A 13,402-nucleotide genomic window follows, 5' to 3' on the forward strand; every position below is an offset into this window, starting at 1 on the left:
GCGACCTACCGCACCCGCTCCACGATCCGCACCGAGGCGACCATCGACCTGGACGGCGAGACGCTGCCGGTGGTCAACGTCGAGATCAGCGCGGCCTCGCACCCGTTCTGGACCGGCAACCAGCGGGTGCTGGACACCGCCGGCCGGGTCGAGCGGTTCAACCAGCGGTACGGCGCCATCGCCCGGCCGGCACGGAAGCGAGGCTGACCGATGGCCGTCCCGAAGCGGAAGACGTCTCGGTCCAACACCCGGTCCCGCCGGTCGCAGTGGAAGGCGACCCCGGTCCCGCTGGTGCCGGTCACCGTGGACGGCGTCGCCCGGCTGGTGCCGCAGAAGCTGCGCACGGCCGCCGAGCGGGGCCTGCTGCCGTGAGCCGCCGCCCGGTGCCGGGCGGGGACGCGGGCGGGCCGCTGGTGGCGCTGTGCGTCGGCCACCGGTGCGCGGCGCTGCGCCGGCTCGCCGGTACGGCCGACGGCGTCGACCAGGTGGCCGAGGCGGTCCGGCACACCACGGGCGCGGTGCTCGTCACCGCCGGCTGCATCGGCGCCTGCGACCGGGCGGCGCTCGCCGGGCTGGCCTGGCGGAAGCCCGGCAGCGGCCGCCCCGGCCCGGCCGTCTGGCTCTCGGAGGTCCAGACGCCCGAACGGACCGCCGGCCTGGTCGCCTGGGTCAGCGCCGGCGGGCCGGGGGTGGCGGGCCCGACCACCGGGCTGCCCGACTGCCTGCGCACCGTCGTGGCCGGCGTCGGCCCGGCTCCCCGGCTGGGGTGACCGGAGGGGCAGGGACCCGACCGTCCCTGCCCCTCCCCCGGGTCACTCGTTCGCCGAGCCCGCGCTGTCGCCGGCGCGCTGCTCGCTGCTCGGCGCACCGACCCAGACGGTCTTGGCGTTCATGAACTCGCGCATGCCCAGCGCGGTGAGCTCCCGGCCGTAACCGCTCTGCTTCACCCCGCCGAAGGGCAGCTCCGGGTAGCTGGTGGTCATCCCGTTGACGAAGGCCATCCCCGACTCGATGTCCCGGACGAACTGCGCCCGCTCGTCGTCGTCCTCGCTCCACAGGTTCGAGCCGAGCCCGTAGGGGTGGCTGTTGGCGATCTCGATCGCCTCGTCGAGGGAGTCGACGGTCCACAGCGCCGCGACCGGCCCGAAGACCTCCTCGGCGTAGAGGTCCATCTCCGGGGTGATGCCGCTGAGCAGGGTGGGCTCGTAGAACCAGCCCGGCCGGTCCACCCGCTGCCCGCCGACCACCACCGCGGCGCCCTTGGCCCGGGCGTCCTCGACGTAGGCCTCGACGTCGGCCAGGCCGGACTCGGTGGCCAGCGGCCCGACGTCGGTGCCCTCGTCCATCGGGTCGCCGACGGCCAGCGCGCCGATCTTCTCGGCGAACAGCCGGGTGAACTCCTCGGCGACGTCGCGGTGCACGAAGAACCGCTTCGCCGAGATGCAGCTCTGCCCGTTGTTCTGGTTGCGGGAGGTGACCGCGACCCCGGCCGCGGCGTCCAGGTCCGCCGAGGGCATCACGATGAACGGGTCGGAGCCACCCAGCTCCAGCACCGTGGGCTTGAGCGCGTCCCCGGCGATCGAGGCGACCGACTGGCCGGCCGGCGCGCTCCCGGTGAGCGTCGCGGCGACCACCCGGTCGTCCCGGATGACCCGCTCGATCGTCGAGGACCCGATCAGCAGGGTCTGGAAGACGTCGTCGGGGAACCCCGCCTTGCGGAAGAGCTCCTCCAGGTACAGCGCGGTCTGCGGCACGTTGCTGGCGTGCTTGAGCAGGCCGACGTTGCCGGCCATCAGCGCCGGGGCGGCGAACCGCATCGCCTGCCAGAGCGGGAAGTTCCAGGGCATGACCGCCAGCACCACGCCCAGTGGCTGGTGGGTGACGTAGGCCTGCCGGGCACCCACCGCGTCGGCGTCCAGCCGCTGGGGCTCGAGCATCGCCGGCCCGTGCTCGGCGTAGTACCGCAGCGCCTTGGCGCACTTGCCCACCTCGGCCTTCGCCGAGGACAGCGTCTTGCCCATCTCGGTGGTCATCAGCTCGGCGACCGCGTCGTCGTCGGCGTCCAGCACGTCGGCCGCCGCCCGCAGCCAGCGCACCCGGTCCTCGACCGGGGTGCGCCGGTAGCTGCGGTACGCCGCGGCCGCGCGACCGATCTTGTCCTCCAGCGCCTCGTCGGAGAGCGGCTCGTAGGTCTTCAGCGTCTCGCCGGTGGTGGGGTTGATGGTGGCGATGGCCATGGGGGCTCCCGTCGTCGTCCGTGTCGCGGGTCGGTGCCGGACGGCGGCGCTCCCGGTGGGCGCTCGGGCGGTCCGGCACGGCTCGCCTGCACCGTGCACCTGCCCGGCGCTCCCGGAGGGGAAACGGCTGGACGTGGGACGCCGGGAGTTCACGTGGGCACCGCCGACTGGTCGCCCGGTGCAACCACAGTGCGCCCATGCCGCTTGATGCACCCCTGTCCCGCCGCACCGTGCTGAAGGGCGGGGCCGCCACGGCCGCCGCCCTGACCTTCGGTGGGCTCACCAGCGAGGCCGCCCGTGCGGCCGTGGCCGAGACCGCTCGTTCCGGCGTCTTCGGCTTCGGCGTCGCCAGCGGCGACCCCACGGCCACCGAGCTGCTGCTCTGGACCCGGGTGACGCCCACCCCCGAGTCCCTGCCCGGCAGCCGCCGCGAGCCGGCCGTCCCGGTCCGCTGGGAGGTCGCCGCCGACGAGGCGTTCACCCGCATCGTGCGCAGCGGGAACGTCGTCGCCGATGTCAGCCGCGACCACACCGTCAAGGTCGTGGTGAACCGGCTGACCCCCTACACCCGCTACTTCTACCGGTTCACCTGCGCCGGTGAGACCTCCCCGGTCGGCCGCACCCAGACCGCCCCGGACGAGCCCGGCCAGACCCATGCGCTCCGCATGGCGTTCGTCTCCTGCAGCAACTGGACCGGCGGGTACTTCACCGCCTACCGCGGGATCGCCGCCCGGGACGACCTGGACTTCGTGCTGCACCTGGGCGACTACCTCTACGAGTACGGCAACTCCCCGCGGGTGGCCGGGGTCGCCGGGTCCGGTGACCGGTACGGGCCCAACGCGCTGATCGGCATCCGGGACCACGAGCCGGTCCACGAGATGGTCACGCTGGAGGACTACCGGATCCGGCACGCGCTCTACAAGACCGACCCGGACCTGCAGCGGGCGCACCAGCAGCACGCGTGGATCGTCATCTTCGACGACCACGAGATCACCAACGACGCCTACGACTTCGGCGCGGAGAACCACGAGCGGGACGACGACCCGGCCACCCCCTACACCGAGCCGGGCAAGCCCGACGGCATCAAGCCCGAGGGCGACTTCCTGTTCCGCCGGGCCAAGGCGTTCCAGGCCTACCTGGAGTGGATGCCGATCCGCGAGCCCGCGATGTGGCAGCCGCACGCCAGCAAGGGCCGGCAGTTCTTCCGCCGCTTCGGCTTCGGCGACCTGGCCGAGCTGTCGGTGATCGACACCCGGCAGAACCGCAGCGAGCAGGTGCCGGGCACCGTCGACGGCGCGCTCAACCCGGCCCTGACCGACCCGCGGCGGCACCTGCCCGAGCCGCCGCAGCTGGACTGGCTGACGAAGGGCATCCGCACCGGGCGCACCGCCTGGCACCTGGTGGGCAACCAGACGGTGTTCGCCCGGGTGTTCGCCGTCCCCCGGCCCGGCACCGTGCCCGGCTCGGTGTTCAACACCGACCAGTGGGACGGCTACCAGGCCGACCAGCGGGCGGTGCTCGACGCGATGGCCGCCGCCGGCCCGGACCCGGTCGTGCTCACCGGCGACATCCACTCCTCCTGGGCCAACGACCTCCCCGTCGACCTGGCCGCCTACCCCGGCGACGGCAACTCGGTGGGCGTGGAGTTCGTCTGCCCGTCGGTGACCAGCAACGGCTTCAAGGAGGCCGTCGGCTCCGCGGCCGCCGCGACCGCCACCACCGCCGCCTTCCAGGGCGCCAACCCCTGGGTCCGCTACCTGGAGGGCATCGGCCACGGCTTCGTCGTGCTGGACGTGACCCCGGAGCGGGTGCAGGCGGACTTCTGGTTCATCCGCAGCAACGGTGACAAGGGCCTGGCCGTCGACCCGCGGCTGGACCCGCAGGCGACGGTCGGCTACGAGACGTCGTTCGCCACGGTGAAGGGCTCCCGCAAGGTCAGCGGCCCGACGGCCGAGCTGGGGCCGCGTTCGGACTCCCCCCGGACGGTCTGAGCTCGGCAGGCACGGTTGCGGGTCCGGGTACGCCCGGGCCCGCAGCCGGGCCTTCCGGCCTCCCCGGGCAGGACCATGGTCACGCCCGTAGCGTCGGGCCCGCGGGCCGGACGGGCCCACGACGTCGAGGTCGGAGGACGATGGACACCGGTCGCATCCGCAACGCAGCACTGGCCCGCAAGGTGGTGCCGGCCGATCAGGCCGCTGCGCTGATCCGGCCCGGGGACACGCTCGGCATGAGCGGGTTCACCGGCGCCGGGCACCCCAAGGCCGTGCCGGAGCTGCTGGCCCAGCGGATCACCGCGGCGCATGCCGCCGGCGAGCCGTTCCAGGTCGACCTGTGGACCGGGGCCTCCACCGCCCCCGAGCTGGACGGCGCGCTCGCCGCCGCCGACGGCATCGGCCTGCGGCTGCCGTACCAGTCCGACCCGATCGCCCGGCAGAAGATCAACGCCGGCGAGATCGACTACGTCGACGTCCACCTCTCCCACGTCGCCCAGCTGGCGTGGGAGGGCTTCCTCGGCCCGCTGGACGTCGCCGTCGTCGAGGTCAGCGGGATCACCGAGGACGGGCAGCTGATCCCGTCGTCCTCGGTCGGGAACAACAAGACCTGGCTGGACCTCGCCGAGCGCGTGGTGCTGGAGGTCAACAGCTGGCAGCCGGCCGGGCTGGACGGCATGCACGACGTCTACTACGGGACGGCGCTGCCGCCGAACCGGCGGCCGGTGCAGCTGACCCGGCCCGGCGACCGGATCGGGGTGCCGCACCTGAGGGTCGACCCGGACAAGGTCGTCGCCGTCGTCGAGACCTCCGCCCCGGACCGGAACACCCCGTTCAGCGAGCCGGACGACACCGCCCGGGCCATCGCCGGGCACCTGATCGAGTACCTGGAGCACCAGGTCTCGGTGGGCCGGCTGCCGGCCGAGCTGCTGCCGCTGCAGTCCGGCGTCGGGAACGTGGCCAACGCCGTCCTGTCCGGTCTGCAGGAGTCGCGCTTCGAGCAGCTGACCGCCTACACCGAGGTGATCCAGGACGGCATGCTCGACCTGCTGCGCTCGGGCACGCTCGCCTCGACGTCGGCGACGGCGTTCTCCCTGAGCCCGACCGCGATCGCGGACTTCAACGCGCACGTGGCCGAGTTCCGGGACCGGATCGTGCTGCGGCCGCAGGAGATCAGCAACCACCCGGAGATCGTCCGCCGGCTGGGGGTGCTGGCGATGAACGGGATGATCGAGGCCGACCTGTACGGCAACGTGAACTCCACGCACCTGATGGGCAGCCGCATCCAGAACGGGATCGGCGGCTCGGGCGACTTCGCCCGCAACGCCTACGTCTCCTTCTTCCTCACCCCGTCGACGGCGAAGGGCGGCGCGATCTCCTCGATCGTGCCGATGGTGTCCCACGTCGACCACACCGAGCACGACGTGTCGGTGATCGTCACCGAGCACGGGCTGGCCGACCTCCGGGGCCTGCCGCCGCGCAAGCGGGCACGGCTGGTCATCGACAACTGCGCTGCTCCGGAGTACCGGCCACTGCTCACCGACTACTACGCGCGCGCGGAGCGCGGCGCGCACGGCCGGCACACCCCGCACCTGCTCGCCGAGGCGCTCAGCTGGCACACCCGCTACCTGGAGACCGGCAGCATGCTGCCCGGCTGACGCCTCGGCCGCGCTGGGTCACGAACGCTTGGCGTCCAGGCGCTGCAGCAGGTCGTCGGCGGCCTCCTCGATCTCCGGGTGGTCGTTCTGGCTGGCCCGCTGCTTGGCGTGGATCAGCGCTGCGCGGTTGACCTTGGTGAAGTCGCCGTAGGGGAACCGGTAGCGGCCCTTGGTCCCCTCGCCCTTGTCCGGGTCGACCGCCAGGTGCCACTGCGCGTAGCCCTCCTGGCCCTCGTCGTCCCGCTCCTCGTTCTCCTCGGCGGTCGACGGTGCGGCGTCGGACCACTCGGTCTGGTCGTCGTACTCCCCGGCGTCGATCAGCTCCCGGGCGTGCGCGACCCCGGCCTCGTTCACGTCGTAGTCAGGCATGCGGTTCCCCTACCCAGAGCGCCCGAGCGAACCCCGCCCGCCCGGCCGGTGTCCACCGGTGGCGCGGCGCGCTCGACAGCGGACGACGTCGAGATCGGGCTGATGGCGGTCTCCCTGGGCACGTGACCGCCACCGGCCCGATCTCGGCGTTCCTCAGCCCTGCGGCATGGTGATCACCGGCTTGACGACGGCGCCGCTGTAGGAGGCCTCCATCGCGTCGCTGATCCGCTCCAGCGGGAAGTACTCGACCAGCCGGTCGAACGGGAATCGTCCGGCGGCGTAGAGGTCCATCAGCGCACCGATCAGCCGCGGGCTGCGGTCGCTGCCGCCCAGCGTGCCGACGATCGACTTCCCCCACAGCGTGCTGATGTGGTCGACGCTGAACTCCGCCCCGGCCGGCGCGCCGCCGATCAGCAGGCAGGTGCCGCGCATGCCGACGGAGTCGACGGCCTGACGGATGACCGGGACCACCCCGGTGCACTCCAAGGCGAAATCAGCCGGGCCACCGCAGATCTCGGTGACCGCCTGCACCGCATCGGTGTCCGAGGCATCGACGACGTGGGTGGCGCCCAGCTCGGTGGCCAGCCGGAGTCGGGACTCGTGTCGGTCGACGGCGATGATCGTCGTCGCCGGGGTGTTGCGGGCGGCCATGACCGCGGCGAGCCCGACCGTGCCGGCGCCGTAGACGACCAGCGAGGCACCGGGCTGGGGGCGGGCGGTGTTGAACACCGCCCCGGCGCCGGTGGCCAGTCCGCAGGCCAGCGGGCCCATCAGCTCGACCGGCAGCCCGGCCGGGATCGGCACCAGGGCGTTGGCGGTGGTGAGCGAGTGGGTGGCGAAGGAGGACTGGCCGAAGAAGTGGCTGGCCAGCGGGCTGCCCTCGGTGGTGCGCAGCGCGGACGGCCCGTCGAGCCGGTGCCCGCCGATGACCAGCTCGCCCAGGCGCAGGCAGTAGCGCGGTTCGCCGTCCAGGCAGTTGCGGCACTGCCCGCACCACGGCCAGCCGATGACCACCGGCTGGCCCTCGCTGAGGCCGGTGACGCCCTCGCCCACGGCGGCGACGGTGCCGGAGCCCTCGTGGCCGAGCACGCCGGGCAGCGGGAAGGGCATGTCGCCGTCGCGGGCGATGCCGTCGGTGTGGCAGAAGCCGGTCGCGGCGACCCGGACCAGCACCTCACCCGGGCCGGGCTCGTCCAGTTCGACGTCCCGGACGATGAACGGCCCGTGCTGCTCCTCGACGACGGCGGCGGTGACCTTCATCTGCGCTCCTGCACCGGACCGGCCGACGACGGCCGCGCCGGTGCGCCCGCGGACCGTCCCGCCGCGGGCGACCCTGCCCGCGCGTCCCCGCAGTCTGCCCGCCCCGCGTCGGCTCAGCGCAGCCGCGGGACGACCCTCCGCTCCGCCAGCTGCTCGAACAGCTCGACGAAGCGCTGCTCGGTGTCCAGGCAGTCGGCGAACCCGGCCTGGCGCAGCTTGATCGTGGAGCTGACGTTGTCGAAGCCGGAGGTGAAGATGAACTCCCCGAACTCCCAGCCCACCAGGTCCTCGTACGGCGTCGGGACGAGGTCGTGCCGGGCGACCAGCCGCTCCCACACGTCGCGCCGGTCGGCCATCGCCTCGGCCAACGGCACCGGCTGCGGCTCGGCGTGCTCCATGCCGAAGGCCCGGGCGAAGGCCGGGAACAGGTGCCGCCAGCGCACCTGGTCGCCGTTGGTGACGTTGTAGACCTCACCGTCGGCCACCTGCTCGCGGCCGGCCCAGACCGTGGCGCGGGCCAGCAGCTCGGCGTCGGTCACCTGGTAGAGCGCGTCGTATGCGGCCAGGCTCCCGGGGAAGCGCAGCGGCTGGCCCAGCTCCCTGCTGATCGCGGCGTACACCGCGATCACCATCAGCAGGTTCATCGGGTTGCCGACGGCGTAGCCGATGACGCCCTCCGGACGGAGGACGGTCAGCCGGAAGCCCCGCTCCGCCGCGACCTCGCGGAGCAGGTCCTCCTGGTCGTAGTAGAAGTTCGGCTGGACGATCCGCGGGTCGGTCTCCTTGGCCGGGGTGTTGAAGAAGCCCATGTGCGCGCCGTAGGCCTTGCCGCCCTGGTACAGCGTCACGTGCTCCAGCGGCGCCCCGGCCGCGGCCAGCCCGTCGAGGGTGTGGCGCAGCATGCCGACGTTGACCTCGGAGAGCTCACGCGCGGTCGGCCGCTCGGCGTACGCACCGAACACCAGGTGCGAGACGTCGCCTGCCCCGGCCAGCCCGGCCCGGGCGCCCTCGGCGTCGCGCAGGTCGACGGCCAGGTGCTCCCACCCCGCATCGCGTGGAGGGCGGCGGCTGAGCCCGCGGACCCGCCAGCCCGGCTGCCCGGCGTACTCCGCGGCGGCGGCCGCGCCGATGACCCCACCCGCGCCGGTCACCAGCACGCTGCCCTGTTCCGTCATCCCGCTGCACCTCTCGTCGTCGGTCGTCCCCGAGCGTGCATGCCCGCCGGGGAGACCGCGAACCGGTCAGCGGCTGTGGCGCGCGACCAGTTCCGCGCCGATCCGGGCCAGCTCGGTCCGCACCTCGGCCGGCTCGAGCACCTCGACCGCCCCGCCGAGCCCGGCCAGCTGCTCGGCGACCGACCGCACGGTGTGCGCGGCCACCCGCAGCGCCACCCGGCCGTCGGCCTGGGCTCCCCCGACCGTGCAGTGCCGTCCGAACAGGGACTGCAGCACGGGCACCAGTGCGGCCGGGACGAGCACGGCCGCCACGACCGCCGAGCGGCGTCCCTCCAGCTCGGTGACGACCTCGTCCCAGACCGCGTCGAGCTCCAGGTCCTCTGGTCGCTGCGCGGGCTCGTCGGTCACCTCCGCGGAGACCACCCGGTCGGCCCGGAACGTGCGGCGACCCCGCGACGTGCCGGCGAGCAGATACCAGACGCCGTCCTTGTCGACGAGCCCCCACGGGTCGACCAGCCGCACGGTCGCCGCCCCCTCCCGGTCGGGGTACGCCAGCCGGACCCGACGGCGGCGGACGACGGCCTGCTGCAGCAGCCCCACCACCGGCGGCCGGGGGCGGCCGGTGCCGCCCCACCGAGCGTCGTCGACGACGACGGCCTCGGCCGCCGCCCGGGCGCCCTCCCGGAACGGTCCGGGCAGGGCGCGCACCAGCTTGCGCAGTGCGGTCCGGGCTGCCGGACCACCCCGCGCCGCCGGCCCGAGCAGCAGGAACAGCGCCGCCGCCTCGGCCTCGGTCAGCCCGGTGAGGTCGGTGCGGGCACCGCCGACCAGCGACCAGCCACCGCCCCGGCCGGGCTGGGGGTAGACCGGGACACCCGCCGCGGAGAGCGCCTCCAGGTCGCGGCGGGCGGTGGCCACCGAGACCTCCAGCTCGGCGGCGAGCTGGGCGGCGGTCACCCGGCCGCGGGCCTGCAGCACCAGCAGCCCCGCCACCAACCGGTCCGCGCGCATGCCGGCGAGGATGCCGCGCAAAGTGCTCAGGAGGTGAGCACTTCGGCGCGGATCGTGGTCTTCGTACCCATCACCGGCGGCGCCCGCCGCCCGACGAGAGGACCCCGCGATGCTGCGAGAGCTGGCCACCGTCTCCTTCTACGCCGACGACCTGGCCGCGGCCGAGCGCTGGTACACCGAGCTGCTGGGCATCGAGCCCTACTACCGGGTGGCCGGCGGCTACCTGGAGTACCGGGTCGGGGAGAGCGAGGACGAGCTCGGCCTGATCGACGCCCGGTACCGGCCCGGCGGCCTCACCCCGGCCCCGGCCGGCGCCGTCGTCTTCTGGGACGTCGACGACCTGCCGGCCGCCCTCGACCGGCTGGTGGAGCTGGGCGCGAGGGTGCACGAGCCCGTGCGGGAGCACGGGGACGGCGAGGGGTTCGCCACCGCATCCGTCGTCGACCCCTTCGGCAACGTGCTCGGCATCATGGCGAACCCGCACCACCGGGAGCTGCGGGCCCGCCGGACAGCCGCGGCGACCGGCTGAACCGCCGGTCGCCGGTGCTCAGCCGAACAGCTCGCTGATCAACGACTTCTTCTTCCGCGGCTTGCCGTACGAGCCGTGCGAGGAGCCGTACCCGGAGCTGTTGCTGCGCACCTGGCCGAGCACCTCGCTGACGACGGCGCCCAGCGACCCCGCCGACTGGCCCTGTGGGTGGGAGAACGGCTGCTGTGACGACGTCGGACGGGGCGGCTCGGCGGCCGGGGCGGGGCGGGCGTGCCAGTCGTCCTCCGCGTCGACCAGGCGCTCCAGCTCACCGCGGTCGAGGAAGATCCCGCGGCAGTCGGTGCACTGGTCGACGTGGACGCCGTTGCGCTCGTAGGTGCGCATCGTCCCTTGACACTTCGGGCAGACCAGGTCCATGGCCGGGCAACGGCGCCCGCCGCCCGGGGGTTCCCGACCCGTTCAGCGCTTGCTGCGCCGCTCGGCCGGACGGGGCCGCGCCGCCTCGTCGCAGCGTTCCCGCGACCGGGTCTCGGAGAGGTAGTGCTGCACCGTCCCGAAACTGGGCCGGGAGCCCCGGGCCGCGACGTCGTGGCGGGCCTCCCACTCGGCGATCACCTTCTCCGCCGGGGTCATGGTGAGCGGGTCGGGGTGCGGCCGACGGGCACGGCCGGCCGAGCTGTCCATGGCTGCGTCGCTCATGGCTGGTCCCTCCAGGAGGATGCGTGCCCCTCCATGGTCACCCCGCGAGGCGGGCTTGAGAAGCCCCGTGCGCGCGCCGTCCCGGGCGTGCCAGGGTGACCGTCGTGAGCATCGAGCGCACCGTCCGGCTGTCCTTCACCACCGGGGCCCGGGAGGCGGGCACCCACACCAACCTCTCCGCCGTCCGCAGTGACGGCCCGGTCCTCTGGGTGGCCGGTGACGAGACGGCGACGATCGAACGGCTGGTCGCCGACGACCCGCACGCGCCGGGGAGCTACGCCGACCAGACCAGCTGCCGGCTCGCCGACCTGGTCGACCTGCCGGGCGAGGACGGCGACGAGGAGGCCGACATCGAGGGGATCGCCCGGGCCGGCGACTTCCTCTGGGCCGTCGGGTCGCACAGCCTGCGGCGCAAGCGGATCAAGACCAAGCACGACGGGGAGAAGGCGCTCCGTCGGCTCGCCCGGGTGACCGGGCAGGCCAACCGTCAGGTCCTGGTGCGAATCCCGGTCACCGACGTCGACGGCCTGCCCACGCCGGTGCGGGAGACGACCGTGGCGGGCGCGACCCAGCGGGCCGCCGTCTTCGGTGCCTCCGGCCCGGACCTGCGCGACCTGCTCGCCGACGACGAGCACCTGGCTCCCTTCCTGGCCATCCCGGGCAAGGACAACGGCCTGGACGTCGAGGGCATCGCGGTGGCCGGCGAGCGGGTGTACCTGGGCCTGCGCGGCCCGGTGCTGCGCGGCTGGGCGATGGTGCTCGAGCTCCGCCCCGCCGTCGACCCGGACGACCCCGGCCGGCTCGTGCTCGAGCCGTTCGCGGACGGGCGCCGCTACCGCAAGCACGTGCTCGACCTCGCCGGGCTCGGGGTCCGCGACCTCTGTCCGCACGGTGCGGACCTGCTCGTGCTCGCCGGCCCGACGATGGACCTGGACGGGCCGGTGCACGTGTTCCGCTGGCACGGTGCGGTGACCGCGGACACCCCGCAGGTGGTGCGGGACGACCTGCTCACCCGCGAGCTCGACCTGCCCTTCGGCGTCGGGGTGGACCACGCCGAGGGCATCGGCCTGCTGGACGACGACCCGGCCGGCCCGCAGCTGCTGGTCGTCTACGACAGCCCTGCGCCCGAGCGGCTGCACGAGCACGGGGTGACCGCCGACGTCGTCCGGCTGCCACCGCCGGCCACCGCCGGCTGAGTCAGGCCCCCTGCCCGAGGGCGGCGATCGTGGCCCGCACCTCGGCCGCCGTGCTCGGCTCGACCGGCAGGTGCGGCAACAGCGCGGGGAGCTCCTCCGGCAGCAGGCCCTCGGCCAGCAGCACGTCCAGCAACCGGTCGGCGGCGGACACCGGGACGGGCAGCGGGAGCCCCGCGGTGCCGATCGCCGCCTCGGCGAGGAACAGCGCACCCGCCAGCTCGTCCGCCGCCAGCCCGACCTCCGGCACCTCGGCCGGCGCCGCCGCCCGGGTGACCGCCTCCGCCGCGCGCACCAGGGACAGCGGCAGGCCCTCCGCCTCCACCTCCACCAGCGGCACCGCGCCCAGCGCCGCCAGCACCAGGTGCTCGGCGTCGATCCGCAGCGGCGCCTCCCACTCCCCCACCCGAACCACCTCGACCAGGTCGCCGCCGTCCTCCCCGAGCTCGTCCAGCAGCTCGGCCCAGTCGGCGGGACGGGTCGCCCGGGCGCGCTCGACCGCGGCGACGCAGGTGGCGAGCACGAACGGCTCGACGACCTCCCGGTCGAAGTGCTCGGCGTAGAGCGTGCCGTCGGCGGTGACCGCGTTCAGTGCGTCCTGGAAGCTGCCGGGCCGGGCGTCGCCCAGCTCGAGGCGGCCGTCCTCCTCGCCGCTGAGCGGCTGTCCGGTCACCGCCCGGGCGCCGAGGGTCAGCCCGGTGGCGGTGACGCGGCCGCGGACGCGCAGGTGGTGGTCGTGGTCGGAGAGGCCGACCGACCAGGCGCAGGCCTCCGCGATCAGCGCGCCGGCGCGCTCACGGAGCACCTCGCGGCTGAGCAGGGCGATGAGGTCCGGGCCGAAGTCGCTGTCGAACACCCCTCCACCATGCCCTCCCGCCGCCGTTCCGGGTGGCCCGACGGCGTGGCGGACGACCAGCTGTCCGTTGAGCGAGCGGGCTGCGGGCCACCGGCCTAGCGTGCACCTACCCAGTCACGGCGGACTCGGAGGAGCCCATGCGCGTTCCCGACCTTCCCCTGCGCCGGAGGGCCGCGGTCACCGCCGCGCTCGCCGCCGCCCTGCTGGTCCCGGCCAGCGCGACAGCTGCTGCCCCGGCAGACCCGGGCGAGTCCGGCACCGGCCTCGGGGTGGCCGATGCGGCCGGCTCCGGGACCCTGCCGATCCGCGGTCTGGACCTGGATGCGCTGACCATCCCCGAGCTGCAGTCCCGGATGGACGACGGCGACCTGACCGCCGTCCAGCTCACCACGGCCTACCTGGCGCGGATCGCCGCCGTCAACGACGACCTCGGCGCGGTGCTCAGCATCAACCCCGACGCCCT

At 74.3% G+C, this 13,402-nt stretch carries 15 protein-coding genes and 1 pseudogene; 8 read left to right on the top strand and 8 right to left on the bottom strand.

The window, feature by feature from the left end; translation table 11 throughout:
* From rpmE to G5C62_RS21245, 3 genes are all read left to right on the top strand, one after another.
* The coding region (rpmE, locus tag G5C62_RS21235; RefSeq protein WP_164702579.1) for a 50S ribosomal protein L31 at positions 1 to 207 on the top strand (207 nt) is incomplete at its 5' end.
* A 3-nt stretch (positions 208 to 210) separates the two neighbouring features.
* Positions 211 to 372: a 50S ribosomal protein L32 gene (gene rpmF / locus G5C62_RS21240; RefSeq protein ID WP_164702580.1), complete on the top strand. Its 162-nt coding sequence runs from the start codon at positions 211 to 213 to the stop codon at positions 370 to 372.
* Positions 369 to 770, top strand: coding sequence for a hypothetical protein (locus G5C62_RS21245; RefSeq protein ID WP_164702581.1), 402 nt, complete (start codon positions 369 to 371; stop codon positions 768 to 770). Before rpmF ends, G5C62_RS21245 begins: the two co-directional genes overlap by 4 nt.
* 42 nt (positions 771 to 812) lie before the next feature.
* Here the strand turns inward: G5C62_RS21245 and G5C62_RS21250 are convergent, their stop codons facing one another.
* Positions 813 to 2,237 carry an NADP-dependent succinic semialdehyde dehydrogenase gene (locus tag G5C62_RS21250; RefSeq protein WP_164702582.1) on the bottom strand — a complete coding sequence of 475 codons (1,425 nt, stop codon included), beginning with the start codon at positions 2,235 to 2,237 and terminating at the stop codon, positions 813 to 815.
* A 197-nt stretch (positions 2,238 to 2,434) separates the two neighbouring features.
* Between G5C62_RS21250 and G5C62_RS21255 the strand changes: the two genes are divergently transcribed.
* Together G5C62_RS21255 and G5C62_RS21260 are read left to right on the top strand one after the other, a co-directional pair.
* Positions 2,435 to 4,228, top strand: a complete 1,794-nt coding sequence (locus G5C62_RS21255) for an alkaline phosphatase (protein WP_164702583.1) — start codon at positions 2,435 to 2,437, stop codon at positions 4,226 to 4,228.
* Between the two features lie 140 nt (positions 4,229 to 4,368).
* A complete protein-coding gene (locus G5C62_RS21260) occupies positions 4,369 to 5,886 on the top strand; it encodes an acetyl-CoA hydrolase/transferase family protein (RefSeq protein WP_036332341.1) in 1,518 nt (505 codons plus the stop codon).
* Positions 5,887 to 5,904: 18 nt separating this feature from the next.
* Here the strand turns inward: G5C62_RS21260 and G5C62_RS21265 are convergent, their stop codons facing one another.
* From G5C62_RS21265 to G5C62_RS21280, 4 genes are all read right to left on the bottom strand, one after another.
* Complete coding sequence (locus tag G5C62_RS21265; RefSeq protein WP_036332340.1) at positions 5,905 to 6,255, bottom strand: hypothetical protein; 351 nt, start codon at positions 6,253 to 6,255, stop codon at positions 5,905 to 5,907.
* A gap of 153 nt (positions 6,256 to 6,408) precedes the next feature.
* Positions 6,409 to 7,515, bottom strand: coding sequence for an NAD(P)-dependent alcohol dehydrogenase (locus G5C62_RS21270; protein WP_164702584.1), 1,107 nt, complete (start codon positions 7,513 to 7,515; stop codon positions 6,409 to 6,411).
* 113 nt (positions 7,516 to 7,628) lie between these two features.
* Positions 7,629 to 8,690 (bottom strand): SDR family oxidoreductase, encoded by a 1,062-nt coding sequence (locus tag G5C62_RS21275; protein WP_164702585.1) that lies wholly within the window; start codon positions 8,688 to 8,690, stop codon positions 7,629 to 7,631.
* Between the two features lie 66 nt (positions 8,691 to 8,756).
* A complete protein-coding gene (locus G5C62_RS21280) occupies positions 8,757 to 9,701 on the bottom strand; it encodes a YafY family protein (RefSeq protein WP_164702586.1) in 945 nt (314 codons plus the stop codon).
* Between the two features lie 109 nt (positions 9,702 to 9,810).
* On the opposite strand from G5C62_RS21280, the gene G5C62_RS21285 reads away from it, so the two are divergent.
* Positions 9,811 to 10,230: a VOC family protein gene (locus G5C62_RS21285; RefSeq protein WP_036332332.1), complete on the top strand. Its 420-nt coding sequence runs from the start codon at positions 9,811 to 9,813 to the stop codon at positions 10,228 to 10,230.
* An 18-nt stretch (positions 10,231 to 10,248) separates the two neighbouring features.
* Here G5C62_RS21285 and G5C62_RS21290 read toward each other — a convergent pair whose 3' ends face one another.
* Together G5C62_RS21290 and G5C62_RS21295 are read right to left on the bottom strand one after the other, a co-directional pair.
* Positions 10,249 to 10,608, bottom strand: a complete 360-nt coding sequence (locus G5C62_RS21290; RefSeq protein WP_036332330.1) for a zf-TFIIB domain-containing protein — start codon at positions 10,606 to 10,608, stop codon at positions 10,249 to 10,251.
* 42 nt (positions 10,609 to 10,650) lie between these two features.
* Positions 10,651 to 10,890, bottom strand: coding sequence for a hypothetical protein (locus G5C62_RS21295; protein ID WP_036332328.1), 240 nt, complete (start codon positions 10,888 to 10,890; stop codon positions 10,651 to 10,653).
* Positions 10,891 to 10,994: 104 nt separating this feature from the next.
* On the opposite strand from G5C62_RS21295, the gene G5C62_RS21300 reads away from it, so the two are divergent.
* Positions 10,995 to 12,086 carry a DUF3616 domain-containing protein gene (locus G5C62_RS21300; protein WP_164702587.1) on the top strand — a complete coding sequence of 364 codons (1,092 nt, stop codon included), beginning with the start codon at positions 10,995 to 10,997 and terminating at the stop codon, positions 12,084 to 12,086.
* Position 12,087: 1 nt separating this feature from the next.
* Here G5C62_RS21300 and G5C62_RS21305 read toward each other — a convergent pair whose 3' ends face one another.
* A complete protein-coding gene (locus tag G5C62_RS21305; RefSeq protein ID WP_164702588.1) occupies positions 12,088 to 12,939 on the bottom strand; it encodes a hypothetical protein in 852 nt (283 codons plus the stop codon).
* A gap of 137 nt (positions 12,940 to 13,076) precedes the next feature.
* Here G5C62_RS21305 and G5C62_RS21310 point away from each other — a divergent pair.
* Positions 13,077 to 13,402: pseudogene (locus G5C62_RS21310) on the top strand (hypothetical protein); the annotation flags it as partial.

It is taken from the genome of Modestobacter sp. KNN46-3, from assembly GCF_011039295.1.